This is a genomic window from Nocardia sp. NPDC051990 (assembly GCF_040680755.1).
In the GTDB taxonomy this organism is placed as follows: Bacteria; Actinomycetota; Actinomycetes; order Mycobacteriales; family Mycobacteriaceae; genus Nocardia.
This window is the reverse complement of the sequence record NZ_JBFAXH010000006.1, coordinates 1-18,559: the sequence shown is the minus strand read 5'-3', so window position 1 is coordinate 18,559 and position 18,559 is coordinate 1. Positions and strand designations below refer to the sequence as shown.

Sequence of the window (18,559 nt, the reverse complement as noted above, 5' to 3'; positions counted from 1 at the left end):
ACAAACCCCGGCTGGCCGGGCGCGGTAGGTCACAGCGTGTTGTCGATGCGGCGCAGCCGGTAGAGCTGGATCGCGCCGACCGGATGCTTCACGCCGACCGGATGCTGCTGGAGATGCACGTACACCTGGAATCGGGTGCGGAAGCACGCGCCCGCGCCAACGCGCCGGTCATGCCCTTCGATGTCGGGGTAAACACCTTGGTGTCGGTAGGGCACTGAGAACCGAATCTCCCCGAATTGGGCGAGCCTTTCTCGCGAGGCCGGCCCCGAGGCGAATGGATACGGCACTGGACTCTCCCGCCACGGGAGGGCCCACCATGATCGCAACGCTCGTTGGTCACCATCCACGGATGCGGACTCACCCAGCAAGCGCCGGCCCGTGCGGCTCGACTCGTCGGGTAGGCATTCTCGCCGGGTAGGCAGTCTCACCAGATAGGCAGGGACGCCCCACGAGAAGAGCAGATGATCGCTGTCCAGAAAGGCATGGCATGACCCGAGTGATTCACATTGATGCCCCCGGTACACAGCATTGCGAGACGACAGCTTTGGCAGTGCTGCTGCGGCACCAGGGAATCGATCTGCCCGAGCCCATGCTCTTCGGCCTCGGCTCCGGCCTGTCCTTCATCTACTGGGACAGCAAGAGCATGGGCTTCCCCTTCCTCGGGGGACGAGTCAAGCCCTTCGACCTCACCAGAAACCTCGCCACCAGACTCGGGCTGGAGCTACTCGTCCAGGAGACCACCTCCGCCCGCAGGGCTTGGGAGAACGTGGCCGCCCCCATCGACGCCGGACGCCCTATCGGCCTACAGCTCGACAGCTACCACCTCGATTACTTCACATCGAAGGTGCACTTCGGCGGTCACGTCGTGGCCATGTACGGCTACGACGACCACGACGCCTACCTGGTGGACACCGACCAGCAGGGCGGAACAGTAGTCACCAGCCTGACCAGCCTCGCCCAGGCCAGGGCCGCGCGCGGCCCGATGACCGCCAAGCACCGGTCCTTCACCCTTACCGCTCCGAAGGGCCTGCCCTCGCTACGGGAGCTGATCATTCCGGCCATCACCACCTGCGCCGACGCCTTCCTCAACCCACCCATCGCCAACCTCGGCCACCGAGGCATCGAGAAGGCCGGCAAGCTGGTGCACACCTGGCTCCAGCGGACCGACAACCCGCAGCGGGACCTACCGCAGGCTGCCCTCTTGATGGAGAGGGCAGGCACCGGCGGCGCCCTGTTCCGCAACTTTTACCGCGACTTCCTCGCCGAATGCACCCGACTACTCGACAACCACCACCTGCGCACCGGCCACAGGCTGTATACCGAAGCAGCCACCCTATGGACCGGAGTAGCAGCACTGATCACAAAGGCCGGGGAATCAGGCGATACGCAGTGCCTCGTACAGGCAGGCAGCATCCTCGGTGATCTTTCACGCATAGAGCGCGAGGCCATGCAGACGCTGAGCTGCCTCAGCCTCGGTGAGTGATAATACGCGGTGGCACTGACAGTTTCGGCGGTGCCGGTGCGCGCTACCTGACCATCGCTGACAGCGCTGGCGAACTCCTGCACGAGATCCTCGATCTCGTGCACGGGGTGGTCGGCATCGAGCCAAGGTGGTGCGGATCGGGCACGATCGAGTAGCCGTTGATCCGGGCGCGACCCTCGACAGCCGAACCTCATCAGGGTGCGGTGTTCAGAGCGGTGGATCATGTTCTGCGACCGCCGAAGCCCGTCAAGGCGTGGCAACCGCAGTGGCGGGTTCATGGGCCGCCGGGGAGGCGGCGACGGCCTGCGGCGAGTTCATCCGCCAAATCCTTGTAGCCGATGGCCAATTCGGCCAGCGCCTCCCAGATGTCGCCGAGGTCGTTGTCCGTCGCGCTCGCCAGGGCGGCGTCGGCGGTGGCGGTGTATTGGGCAAGCCGATCGCGGACAGGCTCAACCGGGGCACTTGGCAGGACCGCATTCGGATATGCTCGCGACGCACTGCGTGTAGGAAGGGGGAGCTGATGGCTCAACTTGACATCGGATCGACCTTCGCTGACTTCGCTATCGAGGGGGTTTTGGGCCGAGGCGGCATGGGCTCGGTGTATCTGGCCCGGCATCCGCGGCTGCCGCGGCAGCTCGCGCTCAAGCTGCTCAATCGGGAGGTCTGTGCCGACCCGGAGATGCGCCGCCGCTTCGAGCAGGAAGCCAGTGTCGTTGCCCGCATGGAACATCCGGGAATCGTGGGGATCTACGATCGCGGAATCCACGACGAACAGCTGTGGATCGCCATGCAGTACATCCACGGGACCGATGCCGCGCAACTGTCACCGGATCAACTGACCATCGAGCGAGTGCTGCGGATCCTCACCGGCTGCGCCGCCGCGCTCGACTACGCGCACTCGCGCTCAGTGCTGCACCGCGACATCAAACCGGCGAACATTCTGCTCGCCGCCCCGGAGACCGGGCTCGAGGAACGCCCGGTGCTCACCGATTTCGGGATCGCGCGGGTACTGGGCGCCACCTCCCAGGTCACCGCGACTGGAACTGTCACGGCCACCCTCGCTTTCGCCGCGCCCGAACAGCTGGCCAGCTCCGAAGTAGACCATCGCACCGACCAATATTCCTTGGCCTGCACGCTTTTCACGCTGCTGGCCCACCGCACGCCCTTCGATGCCGAACATCCCGCGCAGGTCATCGCCGGACACCTGAGCATGCCGGCACCGCCACTGAGCCGATTCCGCCCCGACCTACCGCCCGCGCTGGATCAGGTGCTGGCCCAGGGCATGGCCAAGGAGCGCGAGCAGCGGTTCGGCAGCTGCGTGGAATTCGCTGCGGCCGTGCAAGATGCGTTGCAGGGCCGGACGCCGGCAGAAACTACGCGCACGACGGAAACCATTGTGGTGCAGGGGTATCCGACCGCATCGCAGCAAGCCACGACGGCGAAGCATTTCACGGCACCGCCCACGATAGTCGGCGCCGGGTCACCTATGGTTGCGCAAACCCCTGCCGCGGCCATGCCTTCGACGCTGACTCCACCCGGATCACTTCCGGCAGAAGCAATTCCGTCCACTGAGATCCCCGGCGCCCCGTTCCCAGCGACACCCCCGCGCAAGGCCCGCGGTCGCCGCGCTCTAATCATCGAACTGGTAACCATTGTGACGGTTACGCTGTTTGTGGGGTACGTCGCCTACGATTCGATGAGTCCCCGTTGGAGCAGTGACGAGCAACGTATCGCCGCTGCCTTCCCGAAGCTGGTGCCCGGCAAGCCGAAACAGCCCGGCTGGCACGACACCACCTGCAAGAAGAACTACGACAAAAGTCAGAAGGCAATCATCGACTGCGTCAGCGCGAACGAGGATTTCTCCCTCACTCTGCGCTATTTCGACACTGCCGAGGCCGCGGACCAGGATATCCGGCTCCCAGGCGGCAACGCGCTGTACACGCACGAACAGCTGCGCACCGAAATCCACCCCGACCTTCCCGAACCGATGAAGCTGGTTTTCTCCGACGCCGACGAATACCGCAGCGAGATCTACGCCGGATTCGGCATGGATTCCGACCGCAACCGGTTCACGGTGGACATCCGGTACAACACCCGCTCCAACGACGATCAGAAGCTGTCCTTCTTGAAGTCCATGCCGCTCGGTAAGTGACGCGCGTCAGTCCCGAAGGCGTTCGCGCAGTTCGCTGTTGAGTTGAGGGAACCACACGCGGCCCCTTAGGGGATCTTGGAGCAGAACGCGTCACCGATGATCTTGTTGCCGCCCGATGAAACGTCATGTCGACCGCATTGGATGCCCACAGATAGCACTGACCAGCGGATGACCAGGGAAAGTCGGGGTTCTCACTTTCATGTGCGTGCGGAGAAGTCGATCTCTACCGTCGGAGGGCATGACTGAGAAAGCGATTCCCAGGCTGATGGCCCGGTCGGTCGAGCCGGTGGCCGACTTCTACACCGCATTGGGGTTCGAGATCACGTTCCGGCAGACGACGCCGTACCAGTTTCTGAGCGTGCAGCGCGAGGGTATCGAGCTGAACTTCTACGGAGACAAGGAGTTCGATCCGGTATCCAGCGCGCATGGCTGCCTGATCGACACCGATGACGTCGATTACCTGTATGCGGTCTTCACCGAGGGGCTGCAGGAGGCCTTCGGGTCGGTGCCCACCCAGGGAGTTCCGCGGGTAGGTTCGTTGAAGGACATGAGCTACGGGGTCCGACAGTTCCTGCTGACCGATCCCGGTGGCAACACCATTCAGGTCGCCCAGCCCATCAGCGAGGACCAGCGGCACCGTCCGTTGCCGCAGGGGACGTTCGACCGGGCGATCCACATGGGCTCGCTGTTCGCTGATGCCAAGCAGGACCTGAAGCTGGCGGTCAAGGTCCTGGACCGGGCGCTGCATCGGACCGACGAGGAGCCGACCGCGGTCCAGCTCGTGAAGCTGCTGGTGCTGCGGGCCGACGTGGCGGTCCGCCAAGGTGAGTCGGACCTCGCCCAGGAACTGCTGGCCCGCGCCAAGGCAGCGGGGGTCAGCTGTCCGGAACTGGCTGACGACCTGCGGCGGGCCGCGGAGCTCGAAGCCGGCCTGTGAGGTGCTCCTCACCGAGAAATAGCAGTACCGGCGGATTCACGCCACAGATCCCACCACACACGCGACGGAGGCCACGACTCGATTACCTGTCCGCAGGCTGATGAGAACGACTCGGTCCGACGCGCCTGCCAGCACGCAGTCCAATCCCGGACAGTATTCTTCGCTGGCGAGAAATACTGAGACACAGTGGAGTTGAGAGTCTCAATCAATCTGGCCAATGTCTCGGTTTCATCGGCCATCACTGCGACAGAGAATTGGTGATTCACGCTGGGTACGCTCACCTGCTGTGAACTGGACTATCGCCGATCGGGACCTCGTTTCGTGGCTCGGTACGCCCGAAACCGATCTCGGGTGGTGCGGGTACAAGATCGACTCGCGGCCCGACGCGGCGTGGTTGCTGCATGCGATGTACGAGCATGACTCGGGCGCAACAGAGCTCACCTACCACGAACAGAGGCAGCAGCGACTGGCCGCCGGACTCGAGGAGCCGACGATAGTCCCCGGCCTCGACCTCGAGGCCGAGTCGGTCTTGATCGGAAACGAACTGGGCCGCTCCGAGCACCCCGGACCGGGCTGGAAAAGGCTGCGCTGGACCGAGCTCGCGACTCGGCTGGACGAGCCGGCGGTCGCCAAGGGCGAATACCCCAGTTACCGCAGTCTGTCCGGCGCGCACCCAAACAAGAGCTGGCCGGTGAGTATCCGTCCGCCCGCCGAGGGCTCCCTCGATCGGGAGTCGTGGCACACGCTCATCAATGTTCTGATCGCGTGGTCCCCGACCGGTGCGGATACCCCGTGCGTCGCCTACTTCGGCCCGGCGGTCAGCGGTGAGTTCGACACCGGCGTCACTGTCTCAGGCCCCCTCGGCGGCGCCGCGGACCTCTACAACCACCCCAGCGGCGTTGGCTCACCCTCGAATATGTGGGCCGCCGACCGATCTTGGATCACGTGGTCCGATTGGGACCTTTGCGGCACGAAGGTGGCTGGCCCGACCGAGCTGATCGATGCGCTCCAGGCGGCACCGGATCTCGAAGCGCTGCGCCTGCCCTGGTGCTGACAGCGAGGAACTCAACGACTGTTGTCAGAATAAGCGGCAATCCGTTGTGATCCAATAGGTTTCTCTAGTTTCCTACGGCTCTCCGGCCGGGCGCGGCAACAGCACAGCACGCGACAGGCGGAGGAGTCAGCGTCTATATGGGGTCTGCAATCGAATCGCGCCGAAAGGCGAGGACAAGTTTCGTATCCGCGGATCGGTATCAGCACCAGCTCCTGACCGCCGGACCGGATGCATCGGCCACTCGTGGCAACGTATGAGGCGTGCATTGGGCGATCATCAGCGGTCAACGGCGGCGTGGTGCGCTGGCTCTGTTGGTTGCCGGTTCCGGGTGGATCAGCCTGCCGTCGGCTGTGCGAGCTACCGCCTGTTTGAGCCGTTGTAACACCGGCGTGAGCTCGAAGCTGTGCACACCGTCGAGCGTGGCCATCTTGGTGGTCACGTACCGATATAGCTCCTCAGAACTTCCGGCCGCCAGCACCGCGAAGATGTTGAATGGTCCGGTAACAGCTGCGGCATAGCTTGTTTCGCCATGCTCGGCGACCGCGCGTCCCACGGCATCGAGTCGCGTGGGCGTGACACGGAGCCAGAGGAAAGCCGCCATTCTCGGTACCACTACGGCCGGTGCGATATCGAGATCGAAATACAGAACGCCTGCCGCTTGCAGGTCGGCGATCCGACGCATCACACGACCGACACTCATGCCGGTGGACCGCGCCAGCACCGCGTAACTGGTGCGCCCGTCCTTGGCGAGCAACTCGAGCAGCCGACGATCGTCGTCACGCAGGTGCGGTTGGCTATCTTCGAGTTCGACCAGGGCAGTGGAACTTTCACTGTTATCGCTACCAAGTGCCGCGAATTGTCGACCGCGCCAATCGATGACGTCGGGACCGACGAACCGGTGCAGGACCATCGCCGCAGTGACATCGTGCACTGGCGCGCTGCGTTGCAATCGCCGCACCAGCAGGTCGTCTCGATCCCGCTGGCTGCGTGGATGCAAGGAAAAGGTGACCTCGGCCCCCGCCGCGGCGATACTGACCCATGCCGCGTCGTCACGGCGTGCCAGCGCTTCGGCCACCTGTAACGCGCCGTCAGGGCGGCAACGTACCCGGATGATCCAGTCGTCCTCGCCGACTGCGCGGGAGTCGACGGCGCCGATGACCCGGACCACGCCATCACGGCGCATCCGCCGGTAGCGCCTGGCGATGGTTTGCTCCGCGACCCCCAACTCCGCGGCGACTCGAGTGAACGCAACCCGGGGCTCGAGCTGGAGCGCGTGCACGATCCGCGTATCCAACTCATCCAAGGTCGCACTTTTGCGTATCTCCAACGGCCTCATGACGGAGGAAATCTACGCCGACACCGATCGCGCGCGACCACCGCCGCTACCGCCTCCGATACTCGACGCCGATTCCACCCCGATTTCGAGAGGACAACGTTCTTGCGTAAATGGCTGCCCCTATTGACTGTGTGTCTAGGCACATTCATGCTGCTCACCGACGTCACGATCGTGAACGTCGCGCTCCCTGATATCCGAAACAACCTGGGCTCTTCATTCAGTTCGTTGCAATGGGTCGTCGACGGCTACGCCATCGCTATGGCAGCGCTGATGCTCGGCGCAGGCTCGATCGCCGACCTGATCGGCCATCGGCGCGCCTACCTCGCAGGACTGTTCCTGTTCGCTGCCGCGTCGATGGTCTGTGGGCTGGCGCCGAATTCCGCCGTGCTCATCGTCGCGCGGGTGGTGCAGGGTGTCGGCGCGGCCGCCATGTCGTGTACCGCTTTCGCGCTGCTGAACGGCGCGTATGACGGACGCGACCGTGCTGCGGCTTACGGGGTGTGGGGTGCCGTCGCCGGCGCCTCCAGCGCCCTCGGGCCGATCATCGGTGGCATCCTCACCGATGTCGCATCATGGCGATCGATCTTCTTCGTCAACCTGCCGGTGAGTGTGCTGGCCATCGCGCTGTGCTGGTGGGTGCTCACCGATGGGGAACGCCATGGTGGGCGGGTCGATCGGGCGGGCATGACGGCCTTTACCGTGTTCGCGGGATCTGGTACGTACGCGCTGATTCGGGCAAACGAACACGGCTGGTCGAACGCCGTCACGTGGTGGCTGATCGCGGTCGCGGTCGCGGCGTTGCTCGTGTTCATCGCGGTGGAACGCAGTGTGGCGCAACCGATGCTCGACCTCGCACTGTTGCGGGATCGCGTATTCGCCGGCGTGCTGGTTGCCGCGGCCGCCCTTTTCTTCGCGTCGTTCTGTGCACTGATGTACACCCAGATCTGGCTGCAGTCAGTGCTCGGCATGAGTCCGATCCAGGCAGGTCTGGTCGGTCTTCCCTTGTCCGTCATGGCATTTCTGGTGTCCGGCGGAATCGGTAGGTATCTGCACGGCGACAACCGCGGCCGAATCATCGTCTGGGGTCTCTGCGCTGTCGGTGTCGGCGGCGTGCTCGGCGCGGTGCTGACGCACGGCGAATCCAGCTGGGTCGCACTGATACCAGGGTTCCTGGTAATCGGGCTCGGAGTCGGCCTCGCCACAGCGACGCTGGGGTCTGCTGCGATGGCGACAGTTCCATGGCATCGGGCAGGCATGGCCACCGGAGCATTGAACACCGCACAGCAGCTCAGCTTCGCACTCGGGATCGCCTTGCTGGGCAGCGTATTCACCGCTCGCGCGCAAGACGTGCTCGCCGACCACTCGGTGCCGGACGCCGGATCGGCAGCACGGGCGGTGGGTGGCGGTCAGTCGGCTGTGCTGTTGCAGCAGGTCGCGCCTGAGTTCCGGGCGGCGCTGAACGACGGGATTCGCGCTGCGGCGGCCTCGGGTGTGCAAGGCACCCTCGCTGTCAGCGGCATCGTCGGGCTGCTCGGCGCGGGCCTCGCACTCGTGCTGATGCGGCGCAGGAAAGGCGAGGACGCCGAGAACGGCCCCGGCGCCAACATCGTCGCGACCGAGGAAGACGTTCTCGCCTAGTTGGAGTAACGACCGGGTGGCGGGCATCGACGGAGTGGGTGAATCGAATTGGGAGGACGTTCATTAAGGCAATGGCTGTGGCGATCGCGGCGGTCGCTGTGACAGGCGCACTCGCCGGATACGGCGAGATCGGCATGCCGGTGGCAAGCGCGCTACCGAACCGCGACGATGCGAATGTCGACGCGCGCGACTACCAACAGGGCGACAAGTTCTACTTCCAGTCGCCGGACGGAAATATCATGTGCGGCTTCATCAATGCCAATGGCTTCGGCGTCGGCTGCCAGCTCGCACACGCCTCGGTGGTACCCGCCGAACTGACCAACTGCGGTTCGCAACCGGACCGCGCCGTAGCGACCGATGTCGGCTACAGCGGCGAGGCCCGCTACCTCTGCCTGAACCAGGGCGTCTTCGTCGGCCAACCGCCGAACGGCGGCACCACTGGCGGCGGCAAAGTACTCGAACACGGCCAGACCATTATCGTCCGTTCCATGGCTTGCACCTCAATGGAATCCGGCGTCCGCTGTGACAACGGCAAGCACGGCTTCATGATCGCCGCGGACGCCCAGTCCCTGTTCTGACGTTTCACTGGACACGTTGATATCAGGCACTCCCAGCGACCGGCCCGACCGATGAACGGGGTCGGCGCTGCGATGCAGCGGCCGTCCTTCTCGACGTCGTTGATCTGGAAGTCCTTGCGGCCGTATGTGTGACGGTTGTCGGGCCTGCCCATTGGGTAGACCCCGACATGGCCGATCAAGGTCATCGTGCGGGTGCAGAACTTCTCGAATTCCTCGCGCGGGTCGGCTTCCACTCGTCGCGGACCGGCGGGCGGGGGCGGTCCAGTTCTTCGGCCGTGACCTGTAGTTGTTCGGTCCTCGGCAGCCGAAGCCCTTCGGGGCGCGGCGAGGAGGAGTGGCGGGGTCACGGGCCGCCGGGGAGGCGGCGACGGCCCGTGGTGACCTCGTCCGCCAAATCCTCGTAGCCGATGGCCAATTCGGCCAGTGCCTCCCAGGCGTCGCCGAGGTCGTTGTCGGTCGCGCTCGCCAAGGCGGCGTAGGCGGTGGCGGTGTATTGGGCGAGCCGGTCGATCACCGCGCCCAGTGTTTCGGTGTGCACCGAGGCACTGCCGTGCGCGGGCGGCAGGTGCGCATGGACCCAATGATTGATCTGGCGCACTAATTTCGCTCTCCCGCAATCGATGTCATCGACCCGACAACCGTCGGCGAGCCGACTTTCGTGCAGGCCGGTGAGTTCATAGGCGGCGTGTAGGAGCGGGTGCCCGGCGTGCTCGACGCCACGGCAGGCGCGCAACACCTCCCCCTTCGTCGGCAACGGTTCGATCAGCAAGGACATCCTCGGTGCGCACGCGGCCGGACCACATCGGCAATCACGCTATGGGCCACGAGATTCCCGATTCGCCTCAGTGCGCTCTGATGCGCCCGGCCAAATCTCGGAATGCGCGGGCGGATCGCATGGACGATCGCGAAGTGGCCCATGGGATTCCCGATTCGCCTCGGTGCCTTCGGATGCGCCCGGCCGAACCTCGGGATGCACTGCCATCCCCGGTGATCCATCGGATTGCCTCGATTCTGTCGATGAATTCGGTGCGTCCGGCCGAATTTACGGATAAGCGGCAATCCGTTGTGATCCAATAGGTTTCTCTAGTTTCCTACGGCTCTCCGGCCGGGCGCGGCAACAGCACAGCACGCGACAGGCGGAGGAGTCAGCGTCTACATGGGGTCTGCAATCGAATCGCGCCGAAAGGCGAGGACAAGTTCCGTGTCCGCGGATCGGTACATCCGCGTACTCATCACACTCGTTTCCGAAAAACTGAGGTAGGGGGCCATGACGGACTCTGGAAGTACAGTGCCACGACGACAACTGGGACGCCATCTGCGTGACCTGCGCTTACAGGCCGGGCTGACCATGCCCGCGGCGGCGCAACTGATCGAACGCGGTACAACGACCTTGCAGCGGTTGGAGACCGGGCAGTCGAGTCGGATACGGCTGCTCGATATTCGACAGCTGTGCGCGGTATACGACGCCGAAGAGGTGGTTACGGCAGGGCTGCTGGGGTTGGCGCAGCAGGCATCGGGGAAGTGTTGGTGGCATGAGTACGGGAAGTTGATCCCGGAAGACTTCGATGTCTATGTGGGGTTGGAGGCCGCGGCACGGCGATTGACTTCATATGCACCAGGTGTTGTGTTGGGGTTGCTGCAAGCGCCGGACTACTCGCGCGCGATGCTGCGACGGGGTTTCCCACAGGCTTCGACCGAAGAAATCGAGCGGCGCGTCGAGCTGAAACAGCGGCGGCAGCGAATCCTCACTCGTAAACGCAAACCAACCGAGTTGATAATCGTCCTGCTCGAGTGTGCACTCCGCCGTGTGGTCGGCAATCGTAGAGTCATGGCGGCGCAGATGCGACACCTTGCCGACATGTCGACGCTGCCGAACATCACACTCCAGGTTCTGCCGTTCTCAGCAGGCATCCCGCTGGGCGACCCGGTTGGGCTGTTCACCGTAATCGAGTTCGGGATGGACACAACGAGACAACCAATCGAGCCATCGATTGTGTATCTCGAAAACCTCACTGGCGATTTGTATCTGGAACAGCAGGACGACGTCGAGCGCTACCATGTGGCTCATGAAGCGATCCGGCGCGCAGCGCTGGATGAGACAGCGAGCCGAAGTCTTCTTCGGCAGCTAGCAAGGGAGTACGCCACGTGACCGACAAGCACGACACCGACCTGTCAAAAGCACGCTGGTTCAAGAGCACCCGCAGCTCGGCTGCAAAGGACTGTGTCGAGGTCGCATTCCTTTCCTGCGGCACTGTCGGTGTGCGGGATTCCAAGAATCCGGACGGCCCGGCGCTGGTGTTCGGCGGCGGTGAGTGGGATGCCTTTACCACCGCCGTCGCCGATGGGCAGTTCAACCAGTCCTGAGTGACCGATACGAAGCCTCCCGCACGATGTGAGTGCGGGAGGCTTTCAGTGTCTGATCATTACCCGGATCTCATTGCCGGTGTTCCGCGCTAGCCGGTAGGGTTGCGGGTCAGCGGGGGATGCGTGTGGACCCTCGGGACGGGTGGCAGCGAAGGGGTTCGCAGATGGTCGGTACAGCGAAGACGCCGCGTGCTGCGGCACTGATCCTCGGCGCTGCGCTGGCAGTTGCTGGATGCAATACCAACTCAGGCGATAGCGCTCCGACGCCGAGCAGGACGAGCGCATCGGCAAGTACGACGGCAACCGCCACGACGTCGAAAGACCCCGAAGCAGCGATCTGGAACCCCTGCGACATACCCGATTCCGCGATCTCAGCGCTCGGACTGAACACCGCCAGCAAGGACAACACCGTCGCTGGAGTCGACTTCGCAGGCTGGAAGGTATGCAGCTGGCTGTCGGGGCCGAAGACGTACAGCTTTACGATCATGTCGTCGGAGCACAAAGTGGATGAGGTCAGGCAACGCACTGACTATGTGGATTTCACGTCCACGACAGTCGGTTCCCGCCCGGCTGTTCAGTATCGCAATACCGGAGCTGTGCGCGACCTTGTTTGCTACATCAGTGTCGAGATGCCGTATGGCATAGCCACCTTCAAAGTGCAGAACAGGTATGGATCTGCTGGTTCCGGTGCCACGGAACCGTGCAGCGAGGTTCGCCGCCTGAGCGATGCCTTGACCGACTACCTACCGCAACGCTGAAGGAGGGGGAATGATCAACGGCGTAGATCCCTACGAATGGACAAAACTCCTTGATAAGGCTAACGCAGGCGAGCTATCACTAGACCCCGAAGTTGGGAAAGGCTTGGACAAGGTCTGCGATGACCACCTTGACCGGCTGAATGCGGTGCTCGACAAGATCGGTGTCATTGGCGACATTTCGGGGTTCGGCTCGTTCAACTCCGGCAAGATTCTGGAGAAGAAGTTCTCTGAAACCGCTACCGGGACCGATCGGTCACTAGACGCGGTGATCAAACAGCACATCGACTCTGTCGAAACAGTGAAGCAGGTTGTGGCGCAGGCGATTGCGAACTTCGTAGCCCAAGACCAAGACCACGCCTCCCAATTTGCGCAGGTGACTCCACAATGACTTACGAGGACTACCAGCGCCGGGTCATCGAGGCGCAGGAGCAGTGGAACCGGGACCGCGACTGGATCTACAAAACCGAGTCGGGCTACAACGGTTTCGACGGCGAGATACAGCCAGCGCACATCACTACCCCCGACAGCTACGACCATCTCACCCTCGAACAAATGCAGACCGCGGTCTCGGCGATGAAGCCGAAACTCGTCGATGACGCGGTCAGCGCGTGGGCGAACATCGGCCTGGAGCTGACCGGCACCATCCATCTCTTCCAGCGCGAATTCGAACGCACCATCACCGGCCAGCACGGCCACACCGGATGGACCGGTGCCGCAGCCCAGGCCGCCGTGACAGCGGTGAACAACTACTACGACAAGTCCATTCCGCTGGCACAGGCGGCCACGCTGACCAGTCTCAAGCTCGCGGAAATGAAGACCGGCCTGGAGCAGACCCAGGCATTGATGCCGGGTCTGACCGAACGCCCGGATATCGCCGGGAAGACACTGCCCAAAGACGGCATCATGAAGACCGGCGAATACACCAGCACCGAGGCCGAGCAAGAGGGGCGCAGAATCCTGCGCACTGTCTACGGCCAGGTCGCGGGGCAAACCGATGCCGGCGTCCCCTACATGCCCACCGCGCCGACGATCATCGATGGCCCCGGCTCCGTCCCACCGGGGCGTGATTCCGTTGGCTCACAGGGACTTTCGGGTTCGGATGGCGGCGGAACCTCCGGCCCCGATGGCGACGGCTCGGGCGGCTCGGGCGGCTCGGGCGACCAGGGTTCGGGTCAGCCGACGGGCACCGAGCAATCCACGAACCCGTCGGCGACGTCACCGGATGCAACCACCGCCGCCAGCACCACCCCCCAGAGCACCACTGCGACAACACAATCCGCTTCCCCCACCACCGCGACGCCGAGCACGTCCACCCCGGGCCTATCCACCCCGGGCCTCAACAGCCCCGGCATCGGAACCACCACCGGCCGCCCGACTACCACCGGCCGCCCAACCACCGGCATCCCCGGCACCACCCAGGGCAGCCCCGGCCGCACCATCTCCGGCGCACCTGGGACCGCAACAACCACGGCCGCCACGAACACCGCCCGCCAGAGCGCCGGAACAGCTGCCCGCTCCGGCATGTCCGGCATGGGTGCCCCCGGCCAGAACAAGACCAACGACGACGAACGCAAGAAGGGCATCCCCGACTACCTCATCACCGCCGAACACGGCCAAGAACTCACCGGCCTGGACTCCCGATCCAAGACCGTCCCCCCGGTAATCGGCGCCGACCCCGACAGTGCGACCGGCTACTAACGCCGTGCCCACCCGATTACCCCAAAGTCGCTCCCTAGCAACCCAATTCGCACGTCACGTACGAATTCGCGAGGCAATGACATGCGCGCCGCGCAAATCGATGTGCACCAGCATCCCAACCGAGACAACATGCGCCGTGCATGAGTCCATGCGTGGCAGCAATCCGAGCGAGACAACGCGCGCAGCACGCGATTCCGTGCACGGCAGCAACCCGCGCGGCGCAACACACGCCGCGCGCGAATCGATGCGAGACAGCAACCCAACTCAGGCAATATGCGCGGCACGTTCGTCCGTGCGCGTCAGCATCCCAACCGAGACAACACACGTAGCGCGCGAATCAATGCACACCAGCAGCCCAACTCAGGCAACATGCGCGGCAACCGAATCGGTGCACGGCAGCACCCCGAGTGAGGACGGTCGGCGGGGCCGACAGAGTGGATAAGCGCAGGAAATGGTAATCGGTGAAGGCGGCGCAGTAGGTATGGACAGTGGGACCGCAATCGGCAGCGACGATGGAGTGGATAGGCACAGGCTCAGCGGACTCGAGTTCGAAATGCTTTGGGCCGCATACGGTCGCGACCGGCTGCCCTATCCGCTGCACCATCGCACCGAAATCGCCGACTTCGATGAACTGAAGCGCCAGCGGGAGGCCGCGGTCAGTTCCCTGCTCGCCAAGTATTCGCCCGAGCTCGAACGTGCGATCGAGGTACTGCTCGAGCCGGACGTCCGTGTCGAGTCGAAGGGTTTCGGCGGTGCCGACCTATCGCAGACCTACCGGTTCCACGGCGCGGTCCGTGCTCAGGCCGGTGCCGCCCTGCACCAATTCCCCGGCCAGAATCCGGACACCGGCGGCGATGTTGTCGTAACCTATTGCGCCGCAGAACAAGTCGCCCGGTTCGCGGTGGTCGCGTTACCCACGTGCGGACCCGGCACCCACCCACCGCTGGAAATCCGCCGCGCGGAAATCACCGCCGACCGCGACCGCCACATCCGTCGCGCCCATGACTTCGGCCCCATCGACCAACTGGACCGCATCTTCCAGCGCCCCCGCTCCGCCTTCGGTGAGATATCCATCTGCCCCGGCCCCGCCCTCGACGCCCGCCCCACCCCCACCCGCGGCTTCTGGTGGATGGACTACCCCGACGGCCGCTACTACGTGAAAACCGGCGACCCCATCATCGCCAAACCCATCGAATCCCATGCCATGGCCGCCGAAATCCACCGCCTCACCACCCTCACCCAGCGCTACCACCACGAAGACCGCGAACACGACGAATACCTCCGCACCCGCCACTGACCTCATCTCATCGAGAGAGTGGCGAAGTCCAGAAGCAGTTGGCGAAGATGCTCGTCAGTGGGCCACTAGCAGCCGTCACAATCGCGGTCGAGAGCCCGCGCACCTGAGTTCTCGGACGCACCACTGGGCGGTCCGGAGTAGCTGCGAGGTAATCGACCCGGTCTCTCCGTCCTGGCAGTCTTCTCACAGATAGACCTCATCAACCGAGAGGACCAGCCGTGCGCTTCGTTGATTTGGTGGGAACGTGGACCCTGCACCGGATCGAGATCACCGGAACCACCGGGGTTCGAATCCTTGACCAGCCCAACGTATCCGGAATGCTGCGCTACACCGCAGATGGTCAGGTATGGGTAATTCTGCAGGTTCCCGACCAGCAACCGGACGGCCTGCTCCCGGGCGCCTACGCCGGAACAGTCACCGTCGACGCAGACACCGTGATCCATCACGTCGGAGTCGGCACCACGCCATTCGGCGCGGGCAGCATCCTTGCCCGCAACGTCGATCTCTCGGCCGATCGCACAGAGCTCGCGCTCAGCGCACCCGCTGGTAACGACGTCACAGCCCGGTTGCACTGGCAACGGACAGCGTGATCGGAATACCAAAGATGAGTGGCAGTGGGAGCTGCTGATTCCAGTCAATCTGTGACGGGCGAATTCCGTGTCGACCTCGACCTCGACGAGTCTGCGCTGCTGTGTTCGGTCGCGGACGCCCTTTGGTCACCTCCGCTTGAATTCCGTAATGTTAGTTACTAACATTACGGCTATGGGGCGCTGGGAGCGAACGCATGACATGCTGACGCGTGCCGCACTGGAGCTGTTCGCTGAGCAGGGTTATGACGCGACCGCCACGGCACAGATCGCCGAGCGTGCCGGGGTGAGTGAAATGACCTTATTTCGACACTTCCCCACGAAGGAAGCGCTACTGCTGGCGGACCCGTATGACCCGTTGATCGCAGATGCCGTGCGGTCACGTCCCACCGCCGAGCCAGCCATGCGCGCTCTGGTCGAGGGCATCCGGCAGACGTGGAGTGGAGTCGACGCGCAGGGCACGGCAGCGTTACGTACCCGGTTGCGGATCGTCGCCGAGGCCGCGACCTTGCGCGGCGCGGCGGAGCGCAGCAGCGGTGCGACTATCACGGCACTGACCGATGCGCTGGCAGATCGTGGTGTGGCCGTCGAGGAAGCGCGGGTTGCCGCGACCGCCGTCATTGCAGGTCTGAGCGTGGCACTTCTGGAGTGGGCGCGGTCGGATCGAACCGCTCTCGAGGATGCGCTGAACCGCGCGTTAAGCGTGCTGGGAGGCGCGTGATGGTACTTGCCTTCGACAACGTCAGCCTGCGCTTCCGTGGCGGTGCCGGCGTCCACAACCTCAACTTTGCGGTCGCCGCGGGCGAGATTGTGGCTCTGGTGGGATTGAACGGGGCGGGTAAGACGACGCTGATGCGCCTGGCCCTGGGGATGCTGCGCCCGCAGCAGGGCGTCGTGCGGTTGTTCGGTCACCCGCTACGCGAACTTCCCTCAGCGCAGTGGGCACAGGTCGGGGCGCTCATCGAGGTGCCGTTGGCGTATCCCGAGTTGACGGTGCGCCAGAACCTGCGGATCGCGTGTCTGCTGCGCGGCAGTGATCCGCGGTGTGTCCAGGAAGCCGTCGCCCTGTGGCAGCTCGCCCCGGTCGCGGATCGCCGCGTCCGGCACCTGTCCCTCGGTAACCGTCAGCGCACCGGCCTCGCGGCGGCGCTGCAGCATCACCCGCGGCTGATTGTGCTCGATGAGCCCAGCAATTCGCTCGATCCGGCGTCGGTGATCGTGCTGCGTGACGACCTCACTGCGCGGGCGCGTGACGGGGCCGCGATCCTGGTCAGCAGTCACCACCTGGACGAGGTGGCCCGGATCGCCGACCGCATCCTGCTGACGAACGCCGGTCGTCTGATCGGTGAGCTCGACACGGCCGGCAGCGACCTCGAGCGCGCCTTTTTCGAACGGATCCGCGCCGACGACGAACAACGCGCCGCGGCGGGAGAGCCGGTTTGATGAACGCGGCGATCCATGTCGAAGCCCTCAAACTCACTCGTTCCCGAGTCGGAGTGATCGCCAGTCTTGCGCTGATCGCGGGCACGCTCGCGGTGCTCGGCGGGATCACCGTGGCGTTGCGGAGCGGGAATCCCGATCTCATCGCAAAGGCCGGGCGCGCCGCGTCCCTGGACTGGCCCGGTCTGCTCTCCTCCGCCGCGCAGGTCACCGCCGTGGGCGGGCTCCTCGGCTGCGGCGTCGTGCTGACCTGGATATTCGGCCGAGAGTTTGCCGACGGCACGATCACCGGGCTGTTCGCCCTGCCGGTAGGCCGAGGCCGGATCGCACTCGCCAAACTCACCGTATATGCGGCCTGGGTCATCGCTGTGAACCTCATCCTGGCTCTCGGCGTGCTCATCTTGGGAATCCTGCTCGGCTACGGCATCCCCAACGCCCACGCCTGGGCCGGACTGGGCCGACAGTGCGTGCTGGGAGTGCTGACCGGGGCGATCGCCGCACCGACCGGCTGGATCGCGACGTCGGCACGCTCCCTGCTGGCCGGTGTCGGCTGCGGGATCGGGCTCGTCGTCGTCGCGCAGGTCGGGGCACTGGCCGGAGCCGGTGGCTGGATGCCGTTGGCCGCCCCCGCGCTCTGGGCAATGAGCAACGGTACTACCGTCACCGTCCTCCAACTCGCCCTGACACTCGCCCTAGCCCTCACCTTCGCCGCTCTCACTTGCGCGAGCTGGGCACGACTACAGCTCGACCGCTGAATCGAACGATCGTCGCGTGCCCAACAGGGCCCCGAACACGCGACGTTGTCTGCGGGGCCGGTCCGAACGGCCGGCCGCAGCGAGGACACCTCGCGTCAGTCATGGCACCGGGCTGGATCGCCGCAAAGAGCTGAATGCCGTCGAACACCCCGTCCGTCAAAGCTGCGGGTGCGGCCGTCCGGAAACCGTGGCGGTACGACTGTGGGGGTAGCGGCGCCCTACGCCGAGCGCGCCCATATTCGAATCGGCAGCATCACCAAGACCTTCGTCGCCACGGTCGTCCTGCGACTCGTCGCGGAGGGCACCGTCGATCTCGACGCTCCGATCGAGCGGTACCTGCCGGGTGTGGTGCAGGGCAACGGCAATGACGGCAACCGGATCACCGTGCACCAACTGCTCCAGCACACCAGCGGCCTCGCCGATTTCGCCCCGGAAGTCGGTGAGCCGAAGCTGCCCCAGCAACTCGATCAGACGACCGACGG

At 64.5% G+C, this 18,559-nt stretch carries 21 protein-coding genes; 18 read left to right on the top strand and 3 right to left on the bottom strand.

What is annotated here, in order from left to right:
• Nucleotides 1-487 precede the first annotated feature (487 nt).
• Together AB0L63_RS13600 and AB0L63_RS13595 are read left to right on the top strand one after the other, a co-directional pair.
• Nucleotides 488-1,483, top strand: coding sequence for a BtrH N-terminal domain-containing protein (locus tag AB0L63_RS13600; RefSeq protein WP_364499305.1), 996 nt, complete (start codon nt 488-490; stop codon nt 1,481-1,483).
• Complete coding sequence (locus AB0L63_RS13595) at nt 1,480-1,638, top strand: hypothetical protein (protein ID WP_364499302.1); 159 nt, start codon at nt 1,480-1,482, stop codon at nt 1,636-1,638. Before AB0L63_RS13600 ends, AB0L63_RS13595 begins: the two co-directional genes overlap by 4 nt.
• A 119-nt stretch (nt 1,639-1,757) precedes the next feature.
• Here AB0L63_RS13595 and AB0L63_RS13590 read toward each other — a convergent pair whose 3' ends face one another.
• Nucleotides 1,758-2,012, bottom strand: a complete 255-nt coding sequence (locus tag AB0L63_RS13590; RefSeq protein WP_364499299.1) for a hypothetical protein — start codon at nt 2,010-2,012, stop codon at nt 1,758-1,760.
• On the opposite strand from AB0L63_RS13590, the gene AB0L63_RS13585 reads away from it, so the two are divergent.
• From AB0L63_RS13585 to AB0L63_RS13575, 3 genes are all read left to right on the top strand, one after another.
• The gene (locus tag AB0L63_RS13585) at nt 2,004-3,635 is read left to right on the top strand and encodes a protein kinase (RefSeq protein WP_364499295.1); all 1,632 of its coding nucleotides are present in this window, start codon (nt 2,004-2,006) and stop codon (nt 3,633-3,635) included. The two genes, AB0L63_RS13590 and AB0L63_RS13585, sit on opposite strands and share 9 nt — an antisense overlap.
• A gap of 238 nt (nt 3,636-3,873) precedes the next feature.
• Complete coding sequence (locus AB0L63_RS13580) at nt 3,874-4,572, top strand: VOC family protein (RefSeq protein WP_364499292.1); 699 nt, start codon at nt 3,874-3,876, stop codon at nt 4,570-4,572.
• 286 nt (nt 4,573-4,858) lie between these two features.
• Nucleotides 4,859-5,626, top strand: coding sequence for a hypothetical protein (locus tag AB0L63_RS13575; RefSeq protein WP_364499290.1), 768 nt, complete (start codon nt 4,859-4,861; stop codon nt 5,624-5,626).
• Between the two features lie 283 nt (nt 5,627-5,909).
• Here AB0L63_RS13575 and AB0L63_RS13570 read toward each other — a convergent pair whose 3' ends face one another.
• Nucleotides 5,910-6,929: an AsnC family transcriptional regulator gene (locus AB0L63_RS13570; RefSeq protein ID WP_364499287.1), complete on the bottom strand. Its 1,020-nt coding sequence runs from the start codon at nt 6,927-6,929 to the stop codon at nt 5,910-5,912.
• Between the two features lie 162 nt (nt 6,930-7,091).
• On the opposite strand from AB0L63_RS13570, the gene AB0L63_RS13565 reads away from it, so the two are divergent.
• Entirely contained in the window at nt 7,092-8,600 is a 1,509-nt protein-coding gene (locus AB0L63_RS13565; protein WP_364500171.1) for an MFS transporter, read from the top strand.
• 77 nt (nt 8,601-8,677) lie between these two features.
• The gene (locus AB0L63_RS13560) at nt 8,678-9,178 is read left to right on the top strand and encodes a DUF6636 domain-containing protein (RefSeq protein WP_364499284.1); all 501 of its coding nucleotides are present in this window, start codon (nt 8,678-8,680) and stop codon (nt 9,176-9,178) included.
• 343 nt (nt 9,179-9,521) lie between these two features.
• Here AB0L63_RS13560 and AB0L63_RS13555 read toward each other — a convergent pair whose 3' ends face one another.
• Entirely contained in the window at nt 9,522-9,953 is a 432-nt protein-coding gene (locus AB0L63_RS13555; RefSeq protein WP_364499281.1) for a DUF4254 domain-containing protein, read from the bottom strand.
• Nucleotides 9,954-10,445: 492 nt separating this feature from the next.
• Here AB0L63_RS13555 and AB0L63_RS13550 point away from each other — a divergent pair, with 492 nt between their 5' ends.
• The 11 genes from AB0L63_RS13550 to AB0L63_RS13500 form a co-directional block, all read left to right on the top strand.
• Entirely contained in the window at nt 10,446-11,327 is an 882-nt protein-coding gene (locus AB0L63_RS13550) for a helix-turn-helix transcriptional regulator (protein WP_364499278.1), read from the top strand.
• Nucleotides 11,324-11,542: a DUF397 domain-containing protein gene (locus tag AB0L63_RS13545; protein WP_364499275.1), complete on the top strand. Its 219-nt coding sequence runs from the start codon at nt 11,324-11,326 to the stop codon at nt 11,540-11,542. Before AB0L63_RS13550 ends, AB0L63_RS13545 begins: the two co-directional genes overlap by 4 nt.
• Nucleotides 11,543-11,706: 164 nt before the next feature.
• Complete coding sequence (locus AB0L63_RS13540; protein WP_364499272.1) at nt 11,707-12,300, top strand: DUF3558 domain-containing protein; 594 nt, start codon at nt 11,707-11,709, stop codon at nt 12,298-12,300.
• 10 nt (nt 12,301-12,310) lie between these two features.
• Nucleotides 12,311-12,688 (top strand): hypothetical protein, encoded by a 378-nt coding sequence (locus AB0L63_RS13535; protein ID WP_364499269.1) that lies wholly within the window; start codon nt 12,311-12,313, stop codon nt 12,686-12,688.
• Entirely contained in the window at nt 12,685-13,998 is a 1,314-nt protein-coding gene (locus AB0L63_RS13530; RefSeq protein ID WP_364499266.1) for a hypothetical protein, read from the top strand. The genes AB0L63_RS13535 and AB0L63_RS13530 overlap by 4 nt, the downstream gene beginning before the upstream one ends.
• A gap of 451 nt (nt 13,999-14,449) precedes the next feature.
• Complete coding sequence (locus AB0L63_RS13525) at nt 14,450-15,295, top strand: ESX secretion-associated protein EspG (RefSeq protein WP_364499263.1); 846 nt, start codon at nt 14,450-14,452, stop codon at nt 15,293-15,295.
• A gap of 236 nt (nt 15,296-15,531) precedes the next feature.
• A complete protein-coding gene (locus AB0L63_RS13520; protein WP_364499260.1) occupies nt 15,532-15,885 on the top strand; it encodes a hypothetical protein in 354 nt (117 codons plus the stop codon).
• A gap of 148 nt (nt 15,886-16,033) precedes the next feature.
• Nucleotides 16,034-16,603, top strand: coding sequence for a helix-turn-helix domain-containing protein (locus AB0L63_RS13515; protein WP_364499257.1), 570 nt, complete (start codon nt 16,034-16,036; stop codon nt 16,601-16,603).
• The gene (locus tag AB0L63_RS13510) at nt 16,603-17,325 is read left to right on the top strand and encodes an ABC transporter ATP-binding protein (RefSeq protein ID WP_364499254.1); all 723 of its coding nucleotides are present in this window, start codon (nt 16,603-16,605) and stop codon (nt 17,323-17,325) included. Before AB0L63_RS13515 ends, AB0L63_RS13510 begins: the two co-directional genes overlap by 1 nt.
• Complete coding sequence (locus AB0L63_RS13505; RefSeq protein ID WP_364499251.1) at nt 17,325-18,077, top strand: ABC transporter permease; 753 nt, start codon at nt 17,325-17,327, stop codon at nt 18,075-18,077. The genes AB0L63_RS13510 and AB0L63_RS13505 overlap by 1 nt, the downstream gene beginning before the upstream one ends.
• Before the next feature lie 201 nt (nt 18,078-18,278).
• Nucleotides 18,279-18,559: serine hydrolase domain-containing protein (locus AB0L63_RS13500; protein WP_364499248.1), on the top strand; the 281-nt coding region annotated here is incomplete at its 3' end.